Source organism: Novipirellula methanifontis, from assembly GCF_052161655.1.
Lineage (GTDB): Bacteria > Planctomycetota > Planctomycetia > Pirellulales > Pirellulaceae > Novipirellula.
The window spans coordinates 9,028,671-9,049,016 of the sequence record NZ_CP197418.1; the positions used below are offsets into that span (position 1 = coordinate 9,028,671).

Below are 20,346 nucleotides of genomic sequence, written 5' to 3' on the forward strand. Positions count from 1 at the left end.
GACAGGCTGGGAGCCTATCCCACGGGAAAACTGACAGGCTAGAAGCCTATCCCACGGGCAGCCTGAGCCACAATGCTCACATTCCTTTGATCTAGAAAGACAAACGCACCATGCAATTATCCATCGCAGTGGACCTGAAGGGCCAAGTGGCGATCGTCACCGGAGCATCCCAGGGGCTCGGAAAGGCCGTCGCAGTCGCATTGGCTCAAAATGGAGCTCACGTGGTCTGCTTGGCACGAAATGCCGACAAGCTGGCATCCACCGTTAGCGAGATCGAGGCTGCGGGCGGTACCGCCGAAGCACTGTCGGTCGACGTCACCGATCGTGCCGCAGCCGCAGCCGCGATCGAAGACACCGCTAAAAAGCACGGTCGACTCGATATTTTGGTCAACAACGCTGGGATCACCCGCGACAAACTGATGCGGGGCATGTCGGACGAAGAATGGGACGACGTGATCGCCACCAACTTGACCAGCTGCTTCGTCTGCTGTCGTGCCGCTGCGGGATTAATGCGGAAGAAGAAGTATGGCCGCATCATCAACATGGCCAGCATCTCGGGCCTGATCGGCAACCCCGGCCAAGCCAACTATTCGGCCAGCAAGGCGGGCATGATCGCAGTGACTCGCACGCTCAGCAAAGAATTGGTCAATCGCGGTGTCACGGTCAACGCAATCGCACCGGGATTCATTGCCAGCGAGATGACGGCCGAACTTGGCGATGTCGTGCTCGAGGAAGTTAAGAAACGCATTCCTGCAAAGCGTGTAGGCAAACCCGAAGAAGTTGCTGCCGCGGTTTTGTTCCTGGCTTCGGCCGATGCAGGTTACATCTCGGGCCAAACCATCGTCGTTGACGGTGGCATGATTGGCTAACCAGCCAACGATGACCTCAGCTTGTCAACGAAAAAAGAGTAAACCGGCCCTCAATCTTTGGCCAGATTGCGTGCCTTAGCGAAAATCACGATACTTCCGCCGCATACGGCCTATCGGTGTATTGACGTGATTTAGCTTTTTGACCTATCTTTTCGGCGAAAGCACTGGTCGCTGCCGGGCTCTAACCCTTGAATGAAGGCTGGGCCAACTAAGACGGAGTTGCCAATGATGATTGAGCCTTCGTTAAGACCGGTTTTGGGGGAGTTGAGTTACTCTACTTTCCCCGAACCTCGTATCCCCCTAACAAACTTGCTGACATTTCCCCCGGAGATAGCCCATGGCTAGCGTCGAAGAACGCGTTGTCGATATTGTTGCTGAACAACTTGGCGTCGACAAAGACAAGATTACTCGAGAAACTTCCTTCGTGAACGATCTCGGTGCTGATTCACTGGATACCGTGGAACTTGTGATGGAACTCGAAGAAGAGTTCGACATCAGTATTCCCGACGAAGCTGCTGAAAAGATCCAAAAGGTCGGCGAGGCAGTCGATTTCATTGAGAACGCCAAAGGTGACGACGCCTAAGGCCGTTATTGATTGATGGACGGCTTCGTTCCGTTCCAGCAACGTTAACCAACAATTCGATTGTTGACGCTCTTGCCGCCCGAGAGATGTTGACGTGGCCCCTTTTCGGCTCACGCGAACATGTCAAGGCGGCATTTATTTTGTACACTCAGTTGATTCTTCTTTAACCTTTTGAAGGCCTTCTTGATGCAAGCCCGGTCGGAACGTCGCGTTGTCATTACTGGTTTGGGTGTGGTCTCACCACTCGCAGTTGACGTCCCGCAATTTTGGCAGCGGTTGACTGCGGGAGAGTCGGGTATCCACGACCTGACCACGCTGGATACCACTCGGTATAAAGTTCACTTTGGTGGTGACATTCCCGATTTCGATATTACCGGAGTGGTCGACCATCGCGAAGCGAAACGACTCGATCGGTTCACCCAGTTCGCGGTCCACGCCGCCGAACAGGCGATCGCAGACGCTGCGATTGATTTTACCGCGTTGGATCGACACATGTGCGGCGTCATTCTCGGCTCAGGGATCGGCGGACTTGGCGAGATCGAAGTCCAGATCGAGAAAATGATCACCAAGGGCCCTGATCGCGTCAGCCCGTTTACCGTTCCCAAAATGATGGTTAACGCTGCCGGCGGTAACATCTCGATCACTCACGGGTTAAAAGGCCCCAACTTTGCCGTCGCAACGGCTTGTGCTAGTGCCACCAACGCGATGGGCGAAGCGATGCGAAGCATCCGGCTCGGCGAAACTGACTTGGTGATCACGGGCGGTACCGAAGCCGCGATCACGCGGATGGGCTTAGCCGCCTTCCAGAACATGAAGGCGCTCTCGACTCGCAACGACAACCCCGCAGCAGCCAGTCGCCCGTTCGACGCAGACCGCGATGGCTTCGTGTTGGGCGAGGGCGCTGGGGTGCTAATCTTTGAAGAACTCGAGCACGCCAAAGCTCGCGGTGCAAAGATCTATGCCGAGATCATTGGCTACGGAACCACCAGCGACGCGGGACACATCACCGCGCCGGACCCAGCCGGATTGGGTGCCGCTGCCGCGATGCAGGCTGCGATCGACGACGCGGGAATCCAGCCATCGGAGATCGACTACATCAACGCTCATGGAACCAGCACTCCGCTAGGCGACAAGGCGGAAACGCAAGCGATCAAAACTGTCTTTGGCGAACACGCCTACAAGACCTCGATCAGCAGCACCAAGAGCTCGCTTGGGCACTCTCTCGGTGCCAGTGGTGGTATCGAAGCGGTCATCCTGTGCAAGACGCTCGAAACCTCCACGATCGCTCCCACGATCAACTTAGAAACTCCCGATCCTGCCTGCGACTTAGACTACACCCCCAACGAAGCCAAGCAACGAGAAGTCAATGTTGCGATGAGCAACAGTTTTGGTTTCGGTGGACATAATGCCTGCGTCGTGGTTCGCAAGCTGTAACAGCGACACTGTCCTTGATGCGACCAGTGCGTTGTTTCAATGGGTGGGTCCACGGCGAAAAGGGTTGTGTCTGCGACTTAATAACTCTGCCGCCAATGACACGGCGTCTGTAGGACATCACGATGACCACTGCGCCCGATCCTAAAAATCAGCCCTCTGTAAAAGCGGATCCTGTTCGCCCCAAGCCACTAGACCGCGCGGAATACGTCGAACAGGGCTATCTCTTTCAACTGCTAAAAGAACGCATCGGCGAACAAATGCCGATGCAAGAACTTTTAGAGCAAGCTCGCTTCGAGTTGCTTACGACCACCAATTTGCCAATCGCGGTCGAGTACCTGCTGACCGAACTGAAGCATTCGGGATTAATGGCCCCGGCGATGCGGCGGATGAGCCACTATTTCAACACATTCCAGACGTACCTGATCGACGAAGCCGAACAAGAAACCGGCCGCTTTGCCACCGAAACCGCACTGCATATCCTGGAAGCCGATGCCAAGTATCGCGCTACCAATGCGACGCCAGCGGGACTGTTTCTGTTCCAATTCGAAGCCCTCTGTCGCAACCGACTCAATTACGACAAAGGTTTAACGGCGATCAGCCAGGATCCAATCTACGACGCCACGTGGTCCAAATGGATATTGATAATCCGGGCTCAAGTGGGACTGATTGATTTCGCCGACTTACTGTTCTTCGCCAGCGAGGACTATCGCCATCGATTAATCGAGGCCGAACAATCACTCGATGGCAAAGGTCCATTCCTATTTGGCGAGAAAGAAGGCCGAATCGCGTTTGGAAACCGCCGCAAAGAACCGCTGTACTTGTTTGCTGCGATGCAGCGACATCTGGGCTATCCCGCCGTGCCGCGTCACAAAATTATCAAGCGAGACCACGAGATCATTCCGCAATTAGCCCGCCGGATCGAACGCCTTGAAACTCGTGTCAAAATGTTCGAAGAAGAGCAGCGTGGTGGAATGGATATCACGCGGTTCTACGAAAAAAACAAAGACAAACTAAACATCCCCAAAGTCGATGAATGATTGCACGCCGTAAGATCGAGCGGGAATCCTCGGTCGTCGATTGCAGCGTTGGTAGGGGCGTAGGGCCGGTTCCTACCGGCCGACTCCATCGAGCCGTTAAGGACGGCCGGTCGGAACCGGCCCTACTCGAGACTGGACACCTATTTTCTGTTCGTTGCTTACCGATCGGTGTTTGAATCTCTCGCTTGCCCGGCGATTAGGAACGCAATCTCCATCGCTTGTTCGTAGTTGAGTCGTGGGTCAACGTTACTTTCATACGCCGTCGACAGATCGCTGGAACTCAGCCCTGCGGCGCCGCCGATACACTCGGTGACATTGTTCCCTGTCAATTCGAGATGAATGCCGCCCACGACCGTGCCGTGCTGAGCATGGATGGCGAACGAGTCACGAACCTCGCTCAAAATTTGATCAAAGTGACGAGTCTTGATTCCATTCTCTGTGGTGATCGTGTTCCCGTGCATCGGATCGATCGACCATAGCACCGGATGATTCGATGCCTCCACCGCAGCGATCAGTGGTGGCAACGAGGCGGCGATCTGCTCGGCACCAAAACGACAGATTAACGTCATCCGGCCAGCCTCGCGGCCAGGATTCAGCCGATCCAACAACTCAATCAATCCGTCGGTCGTCGTACTCGGGCCTACCTTCACCGCGATCGGATTTTTAATGCCACGAAAGTACTCGACATGGGCACCGTCAATCGCCCGTGTTCGATCTCCGATCCAAGGAAAGTGAGTCCCCAGGTTGTACCAGCCCTCATCCGCAGCTGATTGCCGCGTCAGCGATTCTTCGTACGCCAACAGCAACGCTTCATGAGAAGTGTAAAAATCGACCCGCGATAACTCGGCACGCGTAACCCCGCCCAACACATCCAAAAAGTTCAACGAGTCGCTGATACCACGCACCGTTTGGTGATAGTCGTCCGACTGCGGTGATAAACTGACAAAGTCGAGTTCCCAGTTCTCGGGATGCTTCAAATCCGCAAACCCACCCTCGGTCAAGGCGCGCAGATAGTTCAACGTTTGCGCGGAATATTCGTAGGCGGCGAGCAGGTTTTGTGGCCGCGTCAGACGATCCTCGGGTGTGAACGGACTGCGATTGACACAGTCGCCGCGATACGACGGCAACGTCACTCCGTCGCGAGTTTCGGTATCACTCGACCGCGGCTTGGCATATTGGCCCGCGATCCGGCCCACGCGAATGATCGGTTTCTTGAGTCCATACACCAACACCAAGCTCATCTGCAGCAGCACTTTGAGCTTCTTTTCGATCGGATCGGCACGGCATGCCGCAAAGCTTTCGCTACAGTCGCCACCTTGTAATAAAAATGCGGCCCCTTCGGCAGCCAGGGCGAGCTGCGTCTTCAACCGCTCGACTTCCCAACGAGTGACCAATGGCGGTCGTTCGCCGAGCCGCTGCAACACGTCATGCAACGAGTCGGAATCCGCGTAAATCGGCTGCTGCAGCGCCGTCTTCGATCTCCAGCTTGAGGGCTGCCAATCGCTCATTTCGAATTCGCCTTTATTCACAAAAATCGCCCACAGTCTATGGATTTGTTTGGAAACAGCTCCGCTCTCCTAATTCCCATACCCAAAATCTCGTCCTCATTTATCCGCTTGTCGCGAGCAACCCCATCACAGTTGATAACCAACCGCTGCGATGAACTGATCTTGTGATAAACACCAATCCGCCACCCCCCGTTTGCTTGACATGGCATTATCAGGCCCGCATACTCGGATGCGAACCAATGCTCTTTTTGAGATCTTTAAGCATGAAAACTCGCGTTCCCGCCCTTTCAAGAACAACCGTCCTGCCAGCGACCTTTTGCGTTGCAGTCATCTTCCTTTCGCCCACTCCTTGCCGAGCTGATTACACACTCTACACACTTCCGGGCAGCGACCTGTCGATCATGCTCGAAGGCAGTGTGACGTACAACCCCGGCGGAACCGCCACGCACCGGCATCCGCGTGGATCGTTGTATTTTAACGCCAAAGACATCCAGGTCCTGAAACTGCCCACAACGGAGGCCGTTTTTGCCAAAAAGTTGCGTGAAGCCACTCAAAGTAAAGACGTCGATACGACGCTTGAAGCCGCGAAATGGGCACTGCACAACGGATTGCTTGACGAGTGCAAATCGCTGCTCAGTGCGGCCTGGAAATTGGACTCCAGTCACGCGAAAATCCGAAAACTCGCGGGGATGATGTATTATCTAAATCGCCCCGTCGCCGAAAACAAAACGATCGAAGCCGACGCTCGTGAATTGGTCGGCGGCAAGTCGATGGAACTGTCCCGCAGCAAGCACTTCTTTTTGCTGCATGATGGCGACAACGAAAAGGACGCTCGCACTCGCAAGACGCGTCCTGAGATGCGTTTGGAATTACTGGAAAAGGTCTACGAATCCTATTTCCTGACGTTTGCTTTCGAGGGATTGTTCCTGCGACCGCCGACCGATCCTTTGGCCGTCGTGCTGTTTAGCCAACACGCCGATTTCATGCAGATGGAAAAACGGATCGGAATGGGGCTTCGACAAGTCGCGGGATTCTACCTTCCCAAAGAAAACATTTCGATCTTTTACGACTCCGGCACCACCCCGATGTTTCAACAGTTGCAAAAGCTCAACGATATGTTTGACGAGATGAAACAAGATGTCCGTCGCAATCGTGTGCAGGGCGGTGGGGAACTGATCCGGTTTGCCAACACCGTCGAACTGCTGATTGACATCGAACGCGAAAGCGAAGATGTCGGCACGGTATCGCACGAAGCGGTCCATCAATTGGCAGGCAATACCGATTTGTTTCCCAGCGATGGCGTGTTCGTTCGTTGGGTCCACGAAGGGCTGGCCTCGTTCTTCGAGTCCGCCAAGATGGCTCGCTGGAGTGGCGTCGGTGTCGTCGACCGAGACCGCATTGCCTACTACCGTGTCCTCGAAGGCGATCCCGTCTGCGGCGGCATTGAGTTTATCGTCTCCGATCTAGGCTTTGCGATCGAAGGCATGCTCGGCAACCAATTGCCCGCCTACGGTCAAGCTTGGGCACTGACTCATTTCTTGTTCCACGAGCGATTTGACCAACTGATCAAATTCTATCGCGAAATCCAGAAAATCGACATCGAAGTCACGGACGCCGAGACCCACAAAGCAAAAGCGGAGAAGTTGGTCGCCACGTTTGACGAGTGCTTTGGCGATCGCACGACACTGGAACTGGAATGGCGGCGATATATGCGGTCCCTGCGAACGGATATGGAACGACTAGCCGAGGAAATCCGATGAGCGAGACATTATCCGCTACAACCAATCGCCCTCGGCTGATTGGAATCGCAACGTGCATGCTCGTGTGGGTTGCCGGATTATGCGACGCGGACGCTCGCAGTGCCGCCGCGCAAGACGTGGCATACCGGCCGGCGGTAGGCGAAAGCTATCAGTACGGGATCGAAGTTCGCGTGGTCGATGTGTCCGGCAGTCGCGGTCCCAAGTCCGTTTTGAACCAACGCTGCCGCCTGCGGTACGACGTCACTCGATCGGATGCTGCGGGATGGACAGCAACTTACCACACCGTCCCCTTCTACGGATCCAAACCTTGGAGTGAATCATCACTCCAACAATCGATCCAGCATCGACAGAAGATACTGGCTCGACCTCTGGAGGAAGATCTAGCGATGCTGGGCAGTTTGCCTCCTCACGCCGTAGAAATGCACAAGCGTATACGGATACGTGCGCGTCAAACCGAACAAGATTTCTTAACCAAAGTCGATCACTATTCAGGATTGTTTCAGTTTTGCGAAGGCCAAGTGGCTGTCTCCACCGATGGCGAAGTCACCCAACTCGCGGGCCCTGGAAATATGCCGCTGCTACTGGGACAGATCGCCAAGGTACCGCTGATGCGACTTCCACCGGCAGGCAGCACCGCACCCTCGTTTGGTTACAAAGACACGTTTGAGTTCAAAGCAAACTTTGGCAATGACGACGTACGAACAACCGAGGCGTCAGTGTTGTCGGTCATTTCCCCGCGAAAAGCCAGCGGCGAGGGACTTGTCGCATTTGATCGCGAGTTCGAGCAAGCCGGAGGAACCACCGCAGGTATCAAAATCCTGCTTTCGGGAAGCGGTTTTGGTGAATTTTCGACCGAGTTGGCGATGCCCTATCGCGGCAACAGCGATTTCAAATTCGAAGGGGCTCCCTACTTTAGTGCCCCCGGTCCGTTCTCCGTCCGCGTCGGCTACCACTACCTCGACGAATGGCGGCAAGAGTTTTTCGACAACGGATTCCTGCCCACCGACGAAGCCTTGTCCCCCAGTGCGTTACCACGACTTGAATCGCAGCAGCAAATAGCGATGCAGCGGCAATTGGTCGGCCGAAAACCCGAACTCGATGCGGACATGAAACAGCAAGCAGGCGTGTCCGCTCCGCCGCCGTATGATTCCCTGCTTCAGCAAACGCTCAGCAAAGTCCTCGTTCGCTTTGCTGAAAAAGAAAAATCAGATGATGCCGAAGAGGCTAAGCAGGCTCGCGAAGTCGCCTCGCCGCTAAAGAGTCTCTCTACCCGTTGGGAGACCCTGCGTCATCTGGCAACCCTGATTCCAAGAACCTGGAGCGACGCCAGCGGCAGTTTCAAAGTCGAGGCCGTGCTGGTGAGTCACAACGATGACCGAGTCACGCTGCAGCGCAAGGACAACGGCCAAACGATCACGATCCCGCTGAATCGACTTAGCGAGTCCGACATCGACTTCGCCACCACCTTCGGCAAACCCGCCGAGTAGCCAGCCAAATCCGCCAAACGGTGTCCTCCCCGAATGGCGAATTACGCCATTTCCCTCAATAGATCTCTCATCGCTTTGGCTACTCGACGCGGTACCGTCATGAGCTCCTGCACAATAGGTCGGCGTTTGTTTTCACGCTGTTTGAAACAACCGGGAGATGGCCCATGAGCCTTGAGCCTGCGCCGATTCTGCCATCGCACCGCTGATAAGTCCACTTCAGCAATCGTTTAAAGAGTTGATCGGGAAGTATACTTCGTGCTTGGCAGCAAGAAATTCTCTCCGCGCTGACTCGGCACAGCCTTTGGCGACACACCAGGAGTTGAATCTAACAATGACCTGCTGGAAGCCGTGATCTGCTGAGAGCACCTGAGAGTGAAACAACCAGACTGTGATCATGTGAGTGTAAATTTAGTCGCGATACTCGTACTTCAGATTGTCGGAGATGTCTGCCGTCTTTTTATGTGGCAACAACAGGTCGATGACAAGCGAGGAAGCTCGCTGAAGTTGGCTTTAAAAAACGGAATCGCTAGGACTCCGCATTCACCTTTGGGGCAGATACTTTGATAACAACATGTACTGATTCTGCCCTTACATCCCGTGCCCGTCGGGTCCGACACCTTTTCTCAGCTAGCGTTAAGCTCAGAAATAGTTTGCGCATGTAATCGCAAGCAAGACCACGTCAAGGCACCAAAAAGTGTAGCCAAAAGGACGATCTCAAAACGCGAAACTTCTCCTAGGATCGACCAATAACGCCATAGCAATTGGCAGTGAAGCAACATTGGCGACACGATGACCAGGGAGCCGACAGAACGAAGAGGAGCTATACTGATTGAAGATATCCATCCACTCGCGATTGCGGAATCGCGTTTGTTCTTTGCAAGTTGAGAAACGAAAGACAGCCTTTCCATGAGAATAAAAAACAATGCCATGCCGATGATTGGCGTGCAACGAATGATTGAGCGAATGTCGATTTTGACACTACCCACGGAGAACGAGTCTTCCCCGCTGCCGAGACGTTGCATGTAAGTTTTCGCGTTCTCTAAGTTTAGATTTTCAATCTTCGACCAGAGCGGTGAACCTTTTAACTTTACCAAATATGGAAATATCTGCGTTCCCTGGCCCATTGAAGTATTTTGACTTGCCTCCATTCGCGGCATTTCAGTTAGGACCTCCGTCTTTTGCATACCCTGCAGCTTGAGCAATCGTAAAGGAACAACGACCGTTGCTAAATCGGCAGTCTCAATCTGGGTAACCTTTGACTCGTTGTCATGCCTCCAGAGCAGACGAAGTTTCATGGGCTCCAATGTGTAAGAATTGACTTGGACTTCCTCTAACTGCCAATCGTCGGCACTGAGCCACTCAAACTTGCTTTCTTCAAAAGACGGATACGAGATGACAGTATTGACATTGTTCCCATCCACAAGATCCAACGCGGCGTTTAACGTTATTCGCCTACCTGAATCGGACCAAGCCAAAGCCCAAGTATCGATATTGGGGCTGGGCACGAATAACTTTGTGTCTTTTGTGAACGAATTTAATATCTCTTGCGCATCGTGGTCCTTATTTCTAGCAAGCGATTGCACGATTAACCGCTTGTAGAGAATCTGCTTTAATTGATCCAGGAGATGTCGTCTCGAATTTATAGCCACTTCATACTGCTGCAAAGTTTCGATCTCCTCGACAGCATTCAAAGCTTTCTGAAAATAGTTTGTTGTGAAAGCTGGTATAAACAGCGCGACGCTAAGTGCTAAGATGATCGCGAAGATCCTCTTGACTTCAATAAATTGCTGCTTTGCCGCATCGTCTGATATCTTGCTCGTGTTTTGCGCATCGACTGTGGATGACGGGCTGTGACAATTCATCGCTGCTCCCATATATTTTCGAAACATCTAGTTCCCGTTACTTAGCTATGTAACACTGGGCCGATTTTAAACACAATAAGGGCGCTAGCGCACTTCCAACAACTAGAAATTCAATTCGAATATAACTCATCAAAATTCGATATTTTGGCGAGAGCCAATCCGTGCCCTCCCGGCCAATTATTGACATCGGTTGCTGCTGCCGCTTCCGCGGCGTGAACCCCGAATCCGTGGCGGCGACCTAAATCGACCCTGTCGGCTCAGAGAGCCGATCGATATTGACGCCCATTAACGACGAAACGCCACTGCAACCTTGGATGGCTGCAATGGCGTGTTCGCTTCGCTGTGAATCGTGATGTTTCGCTTTACTCTGCGATTGACCGCCCGCGCGCTTATGCGCTTTTGGTCGTTGGCATCTGGAACAACTTGCGTGATCCGCTGACCACGGTCTCGTCGATCGTGTAGACGCTGCCTGCCTCTTGGCCTGGCAAGTCGTACATGATGTCCAACATCACCTCTTCGAGAATGCCTCGTAGCCCGCGAGCTCCGACACCTTTCTCCAAAGCTCGTTGAGCCACCATGTGAAGTGCTCCGTCGGTGAACTTCAGGTCGCAATTTTCCATTTGGAAAAGAGCTTGATACTGTTTCACCAACGCGTTCTTGGGCTCTTTCATCACACGCACAAGCCCCTCTTCGTCAAGCGGCTGCAAGTAGCTGACAACCGGCAATCGTCCGATCAACTCGGGAATCAAACCGAACTGCAAGATGTCTTCGGTTTGCACGTTGGCGAGCAAGTCCGAATCAGTCATCTCACTGCGATAATTTGCACCACCACCGAAACCAAGGGTACGATGTCCCATGCGTTTGCGGATGATGTCTTCGATCCCGACAAACGTTCCACCCACGATGAACAAGATGTTACTTGTGTCCAACTGGATGTACTGCTGCTCAGGATGCTTGCGTCCGCCTTGCGGTGGGACGTTCGCCACGGTTCCTTCGAGCATCTTCAAGAGGCTCTGCTGAACCCCTTCGCCCGAAACGTCACGTGTGATCGAGACATTGGCACTGGTCTTACCGATCTTGTCCACTTCATCGATGTACAGAATCCCACGCTGTGCAGCTTCAACGTCAAAATCGGCGGCGTGCAACAGCTTCAGCAATAGGTTCTCAACATCTTCACCCACGTAACCGGCTTCGGTCAGCGTGGTAGCATCGCCGATGGCGAAGGGAACATTCAACATGCGGGCGAGCGAACGAGCAAGCAACGTTTTTCCGCTACCGGTCGGTCCGGCCAACAGAATGTTGCTCTTCTCGATCTCGACGTCCGAATTGCCTTCCCACTCGCTATTGAGGCGTTTGTAGTGATTGTGCACCGCGACCGCGAGAACGCGTTTCGCAGAGCCTTGGCCAATCACGTATTGGTCGAGGTGTTCGACAATGTCTTTGGGTGCGGGAATGTCGCTAAACAGTGACTTGCTTGGCCCACGTCGACGCTGTTCTTGATCAAGAATCGACTGGCACAGCTCGATGCACTCGCCACAGATGTATACATCACCTGGGCCTTCGACGAGCGGTCCCACATCCCGGTAGCTCTTGCGACAAAAAGAACAGAAAGCGTTCTTTTTATTGGTTGAACTTCCACGACGCGAAGTTGGGGTTTCTTTCGAGGTCATACACGGCTCCTGGTTGTGTTGTTGGTCTAATGTGGGCTGAAGTAACGACTAACGCGCGTTTCATGAGCCTGTGCTCTGCGCTCGCCGTAGATCACACCCACGTGAGATCAACAACGCGTCAAACGGTTAGGGCCACGGGCTCGAATGCTTTTGGTGCCGTCTTCGCCGACCAGAATGTTACTCAACGTTATGCAGAGCAACGTGGCCGAAAAAAACAGACACCCTTAGGCCATCCGTTTCCTCGAAAGACTCGAGCCGATTGTGGTTTGATTCTAATTAAACGAAATATATAGTTTTCCGATTGAACGCCCGCATGGATATGGAAGGGTCATTCGTTCGAAAAGATTGTCCCAAATTCAAGACTAAACTACCGAGCAAATTCGACAAGCTTCACCCACAAGTGGTTGATGCTTCACGAATGCCCCCGCGGTAACGCCCCGATTCGAGATTGTTACAAAATCGACAACCTGATTCGGTTGCTTGACTTTGTAACGGGAAAGGAGTCTCGGTCGGATTGTTCAGATCACTCAGGCCTTCGTCCCTTCGCCACCCGGAGGCGATGAAGGGTCGTTTTTCATTCGGTCTGCTAGTTGACGTTGGGTTGTCGCTTTTATAGTTCGGTATTCTTCCTCGCTAATCTCACCCCGGAGATGCATTTCTTTCAGATTTGCTAGCGTCTCGCACACTGTCTCCCCGTCGTTGGCGTTGTAGTCCCGATAGCTTGACACAAGATAAAATCCGGCGGCAATCAGGATGCATAAGACCAGAACGGAAAGCCCAGCTTGTACGGTCGTGTTTAGAAAAAAATCAGGCATAACCGGTAGCTCCCTAGCCCTTTGTCTCGTTGGCAATTCGTGACTGAGTGTTTTGACGAGTTCAGTCAGAGGGATGTGGCCAGTGGCTTGGCTTGGGGACATCCGAATAATAGGAGTGTCCACCAAGGATGGTCCAGCATTTTTCGCAAGAAGCCCCCTGTTTTTCTAGTTTCACACAAAATCGGCCATTGTTCCACGGGCGAGGAAGGGGAAAGGGGGAGATGGGAGTGGGGAGTGAGGAGAAGGGGAGTGGGCGGCTTGATGGGATTGTGTGTTGCGGATCGGCGGGGGACACTTTTGGGCGTCATGCCCCGATCTGGACGGGAATGACGCAAATCCAGCCGTATTCACGCTCGCAATCGGCGATTTGCTAGTCCACAGACGGTGCCTGAACGCCAATCTCCCCTCTAAAAACACGCTATTTGAACATGGAACAGTCCTTTCTTGCATATCTTCGCGGTCGCTGCCGCTCGCTACCTCAAGTCGCTGTGGGAATCGGCGACGATGCGGCTGTCATTCAGCCTCCGCAAGCCAACCTGATCGCCTGCACCGACCAAATCATTGATGGCGTCGACTTTGATTCGAGTGAACATGCGTACGCGGACGCCGGTTACAAGGCGATGGCGATTAATCTGAGCGATATCGCTGCGATGGGAGCGGCGCCGAAGTCGGCATTGGTCACCCTGGCACTTCCCAAGCAAAATGCGACGCGAATTGCCGGCGATGTGTACGAGGGGATCTTGCAAGCCGCCGCAGAATTCCAGGTTGCCATCGCGGGAGGCGACATTTCAACCTACAACGGACCGCTGAGCGTCAGTATCACGCTGCTCGGCGACGTTCCCGCCGGAGATCCGTGGCTGCGAAGCGGTGCAAAAGAGAACGACGCGGTGCTGGTGACTGGTTTTGTCGGCGGCAGCATCTTAGGTCGACACTTACGCCCCACCCCCCGCGTGGATCTCGCCAATCGACTGCGGGAAATGGTCGATGTGCACGCCGCGATCGATATCAGCGACGGGTTGTCGCTGGACCTCGATCGTCTGTGTGCCGCCAGCGGAGTGGGCGTCGAGCTGAATATTCCGGCGATTCCGATTCACGACGACGCGATCATGTTGGCCGAGAAAAGTGGCTGCACGCCGTTTGAACACGCCTGGAGTGACGGCGAAGATTTTGAGCTGATCATGACGATGAGCCAAGCGGACGCCGACAAGGTGCTGGCGATGGACCATGAGTGCGAGATCACTCAAATCGGCACGATCCTGGGCCGAACCGGACTTTGGAAGCGAGTCGGGGCAAAACTGGTACGGCTCTCACCGCAAGGTTATATTCATTAAAGCCTGATTTCCCTCCCCATCTCCCGCCATCACTCTCTCCCTCCGGTGCTTTTCTATGAATGTTTCGCTCAGCCGCCTCGTCGCCCTGTTAATCGGAATCGCGTGTTTCGGGGGTCAATCACGGGTGAGTGATGCCAAGGAAGCGGCGGCAAAGAAACAACCCAAACTCAACGTCCTGTTCATCATCTCGGACGACCTCACCTCCACCGCATTGTCTTGCTACGGAAACACGGTCTGCCAGACACCGAACATTGACGCGTTGGCCGCACGAGGAACTCGGTTCACGCGAGCGTATTGCCAAGGCACTTATTGTGGGCCTTCGCGAGCGTCGTTTATGTCGGGCTACTACCCGCATGCGACCGGGGTGCTGGGCTACACGAATCCTCGCCCGCAAATTGGTGACCGTGCGATGTGGTCACAGTACTTTAAGGACCAAGGTTACTATGCCGCGCGGGTGAGCAAGATTTTTCACATGGGCGTGCCAGGCGGGATCGAAAAAGGGGGGAACGAAGCCGATGACGAACTCTCCTGGACCGAACGATTCAATAGTCCTGGGCCTGAATGGAAGGCCCCAGGCGACGGCGAAACATTGGAGCGTAACCCCGACGGCAAAAAACCGGTGGTCGGTGGCAACACGTTTGTGGTCGTCGAGGCGGATGGAGACGACAACGTCCACAGCGACGGCAAAACCGCCGCCAAAGCGGTCGAGTTGATCGAGCAACACAGCGACGAACCGTTTTGGCTAGGCGTTGGCTTTGTTCGCCCTCATGTTCCCTTCGTCTCGCCGCGTCCTTATTACGAACCGTTCAAACCGTTCGATACGATGACGCTACCTGAAAAAGTCGAGGGCGACTGGGACGACATTCCCAAAGCTGGTATCAATTACAAAACCAGCGTGAACATGCAGATGGATGTTCGTCGTCAGAAGAAAGCGGTCGGTGGTTATTACGCGTCGGTCGCGTTCATGGACGCTCAAGTCGGCAAGGTGCTCGATGCCCTTGATGCCTCGGGCCAGCGCGACAATACGATCGTGATCTTCACCAGCGATCATGGCTATCATCTTGGCGAACACGACTTTTGGGCCAAGGTCAGTCTGCGGGACGAGTCGGCGTCGGTTCCGCTGATCATCAGCGTTCCTGGCAAACAGCCTGCGGTGTGTGACAGTCTTGTCGAACTGATTGACCTGTATCCAACGACCGCGTCACTTTGCGGGATGCCGATTCCCGAGCGTCTGCAAGGCAAGGACATCTCGGCGATGCTGGATGATCCGAGCGTCACGGTTCGCGATGCCGCCTTCAGCGTCGCACCGATGCGGAAAGGATTTCTGCTGCGTGAAAACGACTGGGCGTACATTCAGTACAACGAAGACGCCTCGGCGGGGATCGAGTTGTTCGACGTCCGCCGCGATCCGCTGCAATACACCAATCTAGCGGCGGACGAAGCCTATGCTCCGGTTGTCGAAAGATTCAAACGCAAACTTGCCGCCCGCCTAGCCGAAGTCCGCAACAACGACTTGTAGTCAAATCTGCTGCCAGCGACCAATGCCGTCTACGTTGGCACTAATAGGGTGTTTTTGTACGATGCGGCGCTAGGCCCGGTTGATTGATGACGGAACCGTGGCTAACGCCAAAACAAGGGCGCTGTGAAGCATTTCGTAGCGGAAGTCGTCAAGAGTTTCGGGGGGACACTCGCCGTGGATCGAAAGTCTTGACGACTTCCGCTACGCTAGAAATACACAAACCTTATAGGGAAAAATGCTTCACAGCGTTGGCCAAAACGGCTAACTAAATCAGCAGCCTCCGATGTCGGGGGAGTGTCTCCCCGCCGGCAAAAGTAGCTGACATTTGCCACACACTATCCCCGGTCGTGGCTATAATGGTGGGACGCTTCTGCCCGCCACAGCCACCTTAACCCACTCCGGATGATGCTTTCGACAACCCAAGCCCGTTTGCTGCTCGCGACTGCCGCCGCTTTTGCGTTCGCGTATTCCAATCTTCCCGCCATTGCAGACAACGCAGTACTGGATGTTCCGGACGCCGTTGCGACGACCGAGGCGGAGATGAAACCGTATGCTGAACCGATCGAGCATACCGAATTAACGATCGAGATGGTTCCGATCAAAGGGGGCACGTTCACGATGGGGACGCCCGAGACCGAAGCGGATCGCAACGAGGACGAAGGGCCTCAGCGTGAAGTCACGGTCGATCCCTTTTGGATGGGCAAGTACGAAATCACGTGGGACCAATACGATGTCTGGAGCGAGCAGATGGATCAACGGCGTCGTCAGATGTTGTCGATCCCGGCAACGCCGCGAGACGAAATCGTCGATGGAATATCCAAGCCGACCGAACCTTACACGGACATGAGTTTTGGGATGGGCAAGGAACGCTATCCCGCGATCAGCATGACGCAACACGCGGCACGTACGTTTTGCAAATGGTTGTCAGCAAAAACAGGCCGCTATTATCGCTTGCCCACCGAGGCGGAATGGGAATACGCCGCTCGCGCGGGAACCAAAACAGCCTACTCGTTCGGCGACGATCCCGAACAACTTGATGACTACGCTTGGTATTTTGACAACAGCGAAGATGCCTACCACGAAGTGGGCCAAAAGGAACCCAACCCATGGGGCTTATATGACATGCACGGCAATGTCGCCGAATGGGTGCTTGATCAATACGTCGCCGACTTCTATTCGCAGAACCCCAAAATCAAAAACCCGTTGGCGATCCCCAGCACGCTGTATCCACGCGTTGTGCGCGGTGGCGGTTGGGACGATGATCCCGACATGCTTCGCAGCGGTGTTCGCGAAGGATCCAGCGAAGAATGGAAAGAGCAGGATCCGCAGCTGCCGCAAAGCATCTGGTATCTGACCGACGCACAGGGCTTGGGTTTCCGCGTGGTCCGTCCGCTCACCGAGCCCACGGCAGACGAAAAAGCCAACAAATGGGACAAAACCGCTCCTGTGCAATTAGATCCCGAAGATTAATCAACTCTCACCCTCGCTTTATCTCCCTCCCCTACCTCTGGAACGCTGATATGAAATTAGAGAACAAGTCCTCAGGCTCATCCCGTCGCGAATTCATTAAAAATAGTAGCCAAGTCGCTGCCGCCACGACCTTGGTTGCCGCATCGGCTCAGCACGTGCATGCAGCCGAGGACAACACAATCCGCGTCGCTCTGGTCGGTTGTGGAGGCCGCGGTACCGGTGCGGCACTGAACGCATTGTCGGTTGAGAACGGACCGATTCAATTGGTTGCACTGGCGGATGTTTTTGAAAAGAACCTAAAGAGCACGCACACATCGCTATCCAAGCACAAAAATGTCGGCAGCAAAGTTGATGTCCCCGAAGAACGTCAATTCATTGGTTTTGATGGTTACAAAAAGGCGATCGATTGTCTGCGTCCCGGCGATGTTGTGATTTTCGCGACTCCTCCTGGATTTCGCTGGGTGCATTACACCTACGCGATCGAAAAGGGGCTGAACGTGTTTATGGAGAAACCGGTCACGATCGACGCGCCCACATCGGCTCGGATGTTGGAAATCAACAAGAAGGCGTTGGATAAAAATTTGAAGGTCGGCGTCGGATTGATGTGCCGTCACTGTAAAGTTCGCCAGGAGTTGTTTGATCGTATTCAGAACGGTGAAATCGGCGACGTATCACTGTTGCGTGCCTACCGGATGGCAGGTCCGACGGCATCCGCAGCGGTGCCGCCGAATACGACCGATCTGAGTGAACTGCAATATCAGATCAAAAATTTCCACGGATTCCTGTGGCTCAGCGGTGGTGCGGTCAGCGATTTCTTGATCCACAACATTGATGAAGCTTGTTGGATGAAAAACGATTGGCCTGTTCGCGTCCATTCGGTGGGTGGTCGTCATTATCGCGGCGACATGATCGACCAAAACTTTGATTCGTACGGGATGGAATACACCTTCGCCGATGGAGCCAAGTTGTTGGTTGACGGACGCACGATCGCGGGCTGCAAACAAGAATTCGCGAGTTACGCACACGGCAGCAAGGGATTGGCGGTGATCTCGTCGGCGTCGCACACGCCTGCGAAGAGTCGGATTTACGAGGGGCAAAACATCGACAAGAGCAAGTTGCTATGGGATTGGCCCGAACGCGAAGAAAACCCTTACCAATTGGAATGGGACGATCTGATCGCGGCGATTCGCAACGACACCCCGTATAACGAAGTCGAGCGAGGGGTGATGGCGAGCGCGGTAACGTCGATGGGACGCATGGCGGCTCACACCGGTCAAGAGATCACGCTGGAGCAATTCATGAGTCACGATCACGAATTCGCACCCAACATTGCCGACTTGACGCTCGATTCCGATTCGCCGCTAAAAGCAAACGCCGATGGCCGCTACAGCATCCCGATGCCCGGCTTGGTCAAGAAGCAAGAGTATCTGTAGGAATACCGGCAATCGGTTGAAGTTTGTGCGCCGCGGCTTTAGTTAGCCGTTTTGGCCAACGCTGTGAAGCATTTTAGGCTGCTTGGTTTTGATGGAATTCGGCGAGTTTTTTACGTTCTTCCATGTTCAGTTTTCTTATTTCAGGATCGCCCAACGGTTTCTTGTGTGGGTTCTTTGGACGGTAACGCGCCTTCTTGTCCGTGCCCGCTTGATAGGTCTGGACGAGGGCTTGCGACAGGCTGTGCAGCATGTTGTCACTCGCACTGCAATATTTGTCGAGGCGACGCATGCAGCGTCGCAAGCAACGCATCGTGTTGGCCAAACTTCGTTTTTTCGGATCATAGTCGACTTGCTCGGGAACGTCTTGCTGTTCGGGAATCTGTTCTCGCAGCGCCAGCAGTTCGGCAATCGCCATCGCGCGAATCGACCAGTCCAGTTCCGCCAATGCCCGATCGCTGTTGCGGCAACGTAGTTTGTGCTTGTCAATGGTTTGTTTTAAGCCGCGGAATTCGACTTCGATTCCCCAACGCATTTTGTAGTAACCAATGAGCTGCTTGTGCCTCAGCTTACGAGCGCTCAATACGCTCGTAAGCATCCACATCTTCGTCTTGCCAACTTTCACTTTCACCAGACGCAGCTTCAGCGGCGGGGCGCCAGATTCCATCCTCCCCTTGGGCCAACACAAGACTCGACCTCCACCGAGTTGCTTGATATCAGCCTGCTCGCTGAGCAACTTCACGTTCGCTCCGACACGAACAAGGAAGTCACCACCGGCAGCCAGGATCGCACTCCACAGAGGATAACCTACGAAGCCCGCGTCACCACAAAACAGTGTCTTTTCCGGGAAAGTCTCTTCCTTAAGCATCTCCACGACGTGGCCTCGTTCGCTTGAGTTCGATGGCCCCAAACGCCAAGTCCACGGTAGACGAAGGCTCATGTGCCACATCATCGTGACCCAGATTTGAGGTTCTTGTGGCTGAGGTTTGTTCTTCTGGTTCCGCTTCCGTCGCATCCCCTTGGACTTCTTCTTTCCGTATTTGGCACGCACGCCGCGGCCATAGTTGGGTGCACAAAAAGCTTTCTCATTGGCGGCCGTTCGCGGGACCGTCACGCGTGACCCATCGAAGCCGATCAGTACCCAGTCAGCGGACCTCCAAAAACGTCCGCCCACTTCCTGGGCCAATGACTGATGTCTCTGGCGAAGCCGCGTCGTGAACAGCGATTCGTAGCGATCCAATGCGTTCATGAAGGCCGTGTAGGTTTTGGCGGTGCAGTGAAGCCCCAGCTCTTCACAGATTTCCATCGTCTGATCGAAGGCATCGGTGACGTTTATCTCATTTTGCCAAGACCAGATGAGTGCCTGGATCGCCAATTCTTCGGGCATCCATTTGATATTGCCATGAAATGTATCTTTGGTAAACAATTCACCTTTGGGAACAATCCAACGACACACCTCGTTGAAGATCGTCTTGTTCTTGCGACGAGATTGGCGGTTAGGTTTGCGACGTTGGTTTTGCTTACTACGTTTTGTCTGCTTCTTGCGACTCATGGCCAGATTCCTTTCTGAC

The 20,346-nt window shown here is 54.0% G+C and carries 15 protein-coding genes; 10 read left to right on the forward strand and 5 right to left on the reverse strand.

Translation table 11 applies throughout. From position 1 onward, the window contains the following. Positions 1-110: 110 nt before the first annotated feature. The 4 genes from fabG (at position 111) to SH528x_RS32150 (ending at position 3,923) form a co-directional block, all read left to right on the forward strand. Positions 111-869, forward strand: a complete 759-nt coding sequence (fabG, locus tag SH528x_RS32135; RefSeq protein ID WP_442507502.1) for a 3-oxoacyl-[acyl-carrier-protein] reductase — start codon at positions 111-113, stop codon at positions 867-869. Between the two features lie 337 nt (positions 870-1,206). Next, positions 1,207-1,452 (forward strand): acyl carrier protein, encoded by a 246-nt coding sequence (locus tag SH528x_RS32140; protein ID WP_008708273.1) that lies wholly within the window; start codon positions 1,207-1,209, stop codon positions 1,450-1,452. Between the two features lie 186 nt (positions 1,453-1,638). After that, on the forward strand, positions 1,639-2,886 hold the full coding sequence (fabF, locus tag SH528x_RS32145) for a beta-ketoacyl-ACP synthase II (RefSeq protein WP_442507503.1): 1,248 nt from the start codon (positions 1,639-1,641) through the stop codon (positions 2,884-2,886). A gap of 122 nt (positions 2,887-3,008) precedes the next feature. Then, positions 3,009-3,923 (forward strand): hypothetical protein, encoded by a 915-nt coding sequence (locus SH528x_RS32150; protein WP_442507504.1) that lies wholly within the window; start codon positions 3,009-3,011, stop codon positions 3,921-3,923. A 158-nt stretch (positions 3,924-4,081) separates the two neighbouring features. On the opposite strand, the gene SH528x_RS32155 is transcribed toward SH528x_RS32150, so the two are convergent. Beyond that, on the reverse strand, positions 4,082-5,431 hold the full coding sequence (locus SH528x_RS32155; RefSeq protein WP_442507505.1) for a class II 3-deoxy-7-phosphoheptulonate synthase: 1,350 nt from the start codon (positions 5,429-5,431) through the stop codon (positions 4,082-4,084). Positions 5,432-5,694: 263 nt separating this feature from the next. On the opposite strand from SH528x_RS32155, the gene SH528x_RS32160 reads away from it, so the two are divergent. Both SH528x_RS32160 and SH528x_RS32165 read left to right on the forward strand, forming a co-directional pair. Next, positions 5,695-7,191: a DUF1570 domain-containing protein gene (locus SH528x_RS32160; protein ID WP_442507506.1), complete on the forward strand. Its 1,497-nt coding sequence runs from the start codon at positions 5,695-5,697 to the stop codon at positions 7,189-7,191. Then, positions 7,188-8,678 (forward strand): SHD1 domain-containing protein, encoded by a 1,491-nt coding sequence (locus SH528x_RS32165; protein WP_442507507.1) that lies wholly within the window; start codon positions 7,188-7,190, stop codon positions 8,676-8,678. The genes SH528x_RS32160 and SH528x_RS32165 overlap by 4 nt, the downstream gene beginning before the upstream one ends. A 623-nt stretch (positions 8,679-9,301) precedes the next feature. On the opposite strand, the gene SH528x_RS32170 is transcribed toward SH528x_RS32165, so the two are convergent. From SH528x_RS32170 to SH528x_RS32180, 3 genes are all read right to left on the reverse strand, one after another. Further along, positions 9,302-10,567, reverse strand: a complete 1,266-nt coding sequence (locus SH528x_RS32170) for a hypothetical protein (RefSeq protein ID WP_442507508.1) — start codon at positions 10,565-10,567, stop codon at positions 9,302-9,304. Positions 10,568-10,929: 362 nt separating this feature from the next. After that, on the reverse strand, positions 10,930-12,210 hold the full coding sequence (clpX, locus tag SH528x_RS32175; protein ID WP_442507509.1) for an ATP-dependent Clp protease ATP-binding subunit ClpX: 1,281 nt from the start codon (positions 12,208-12,210) through the stop codon (positions 10,930-10,932). 527 nt (positions 12,211-12,737) lie between these two features. Further along, on the reverse strand, positions 12,738-13,127 hold the full coding sequence (locus SH528x_RS32180; protein ID WP_442512222.1) for an SHOCT domain-containing protein: 390 nt from the start codon (positions 13,125-13,127) through the stop codon (positions 12,738-12,740). A gap of 326 nt (positions 13,128-13,453) precedes the next feature. On the opposite strand from SH528x_RS32180, the gene thiL reads away from it, so the two are divergent. The 4 genes from thiL to SH528x_RS32200 all read left to right on the forward strand — a co-directional run bounded on the left by thiL (position 13,454) and on the right by SH528x_RS32200 (position 18,778). Beyond that, entirely contained in the window at positions 13,454-14,356 is a 903-nt protein-coding gene (gene thiL / locus SH528x_RS32185; protein ID WP_442507510.1) for a thiamine-phosphate kinase, read from the forward strand. Between the two features lie 55 nt (positions 14,357-14,411). Beyond that, positions 14,412-15,875 carry a sulfatase gene (locus SH528x_RS32190; RefSeq protein ID WP_442507511.1) on the forward strand — a complete coding sequence of 488 codons (1,464 nt, stop codon included), beginning with the start codon at positions 14,412-14,414 and terminating at the stop codon, positions 15,873-15,875. 402 nt (positions 15,876-16,277) lie between these two features. Beyond that, positions 16,278-17,345 (forward strand): formylglycine-generating enzyme family protein, encoded by a 1,068-nt coding sequence (locus tag SH528x_RS32195; protein WP_442507512.1) that lies wholly within the window; start codon positions 16,278-16,280, stop codon positions 17,343-17,345. Between the two features lie 50 nt (positions 17,346-17,395). After that, the gene (locus SH528x_RS32200) at positions 17,396-18,778 is read left to right on the forward strand and encodes a Gfo/Idh/MocA family protein (protein WP_442507513.1); all 1,383 of its coding nucleotides are present in this window, start codon (positions 17,396-17,398) and stop codon (positions 18,776-18,778) included. A 73-nt stretch (positions 18,779-18,851) separates the two neighbouring features. On the opposite strand, the gene SH528x_RS32205 is transcribed toward SH528x_RS32200, so the two are convergent. Then, on the reverse strand, positions 18,852-20,327 hold the full coding sequence (locus tag SH528x_RS32205) for a transposase (RefSeq protein ID WP_442505179.1): 1,476 nt from the start codon (positions 20,325-20,327) through the stop codon (positions 18,852-18,854). Positions 20,328-20,346: the final 19 nt, after the last annotated feature.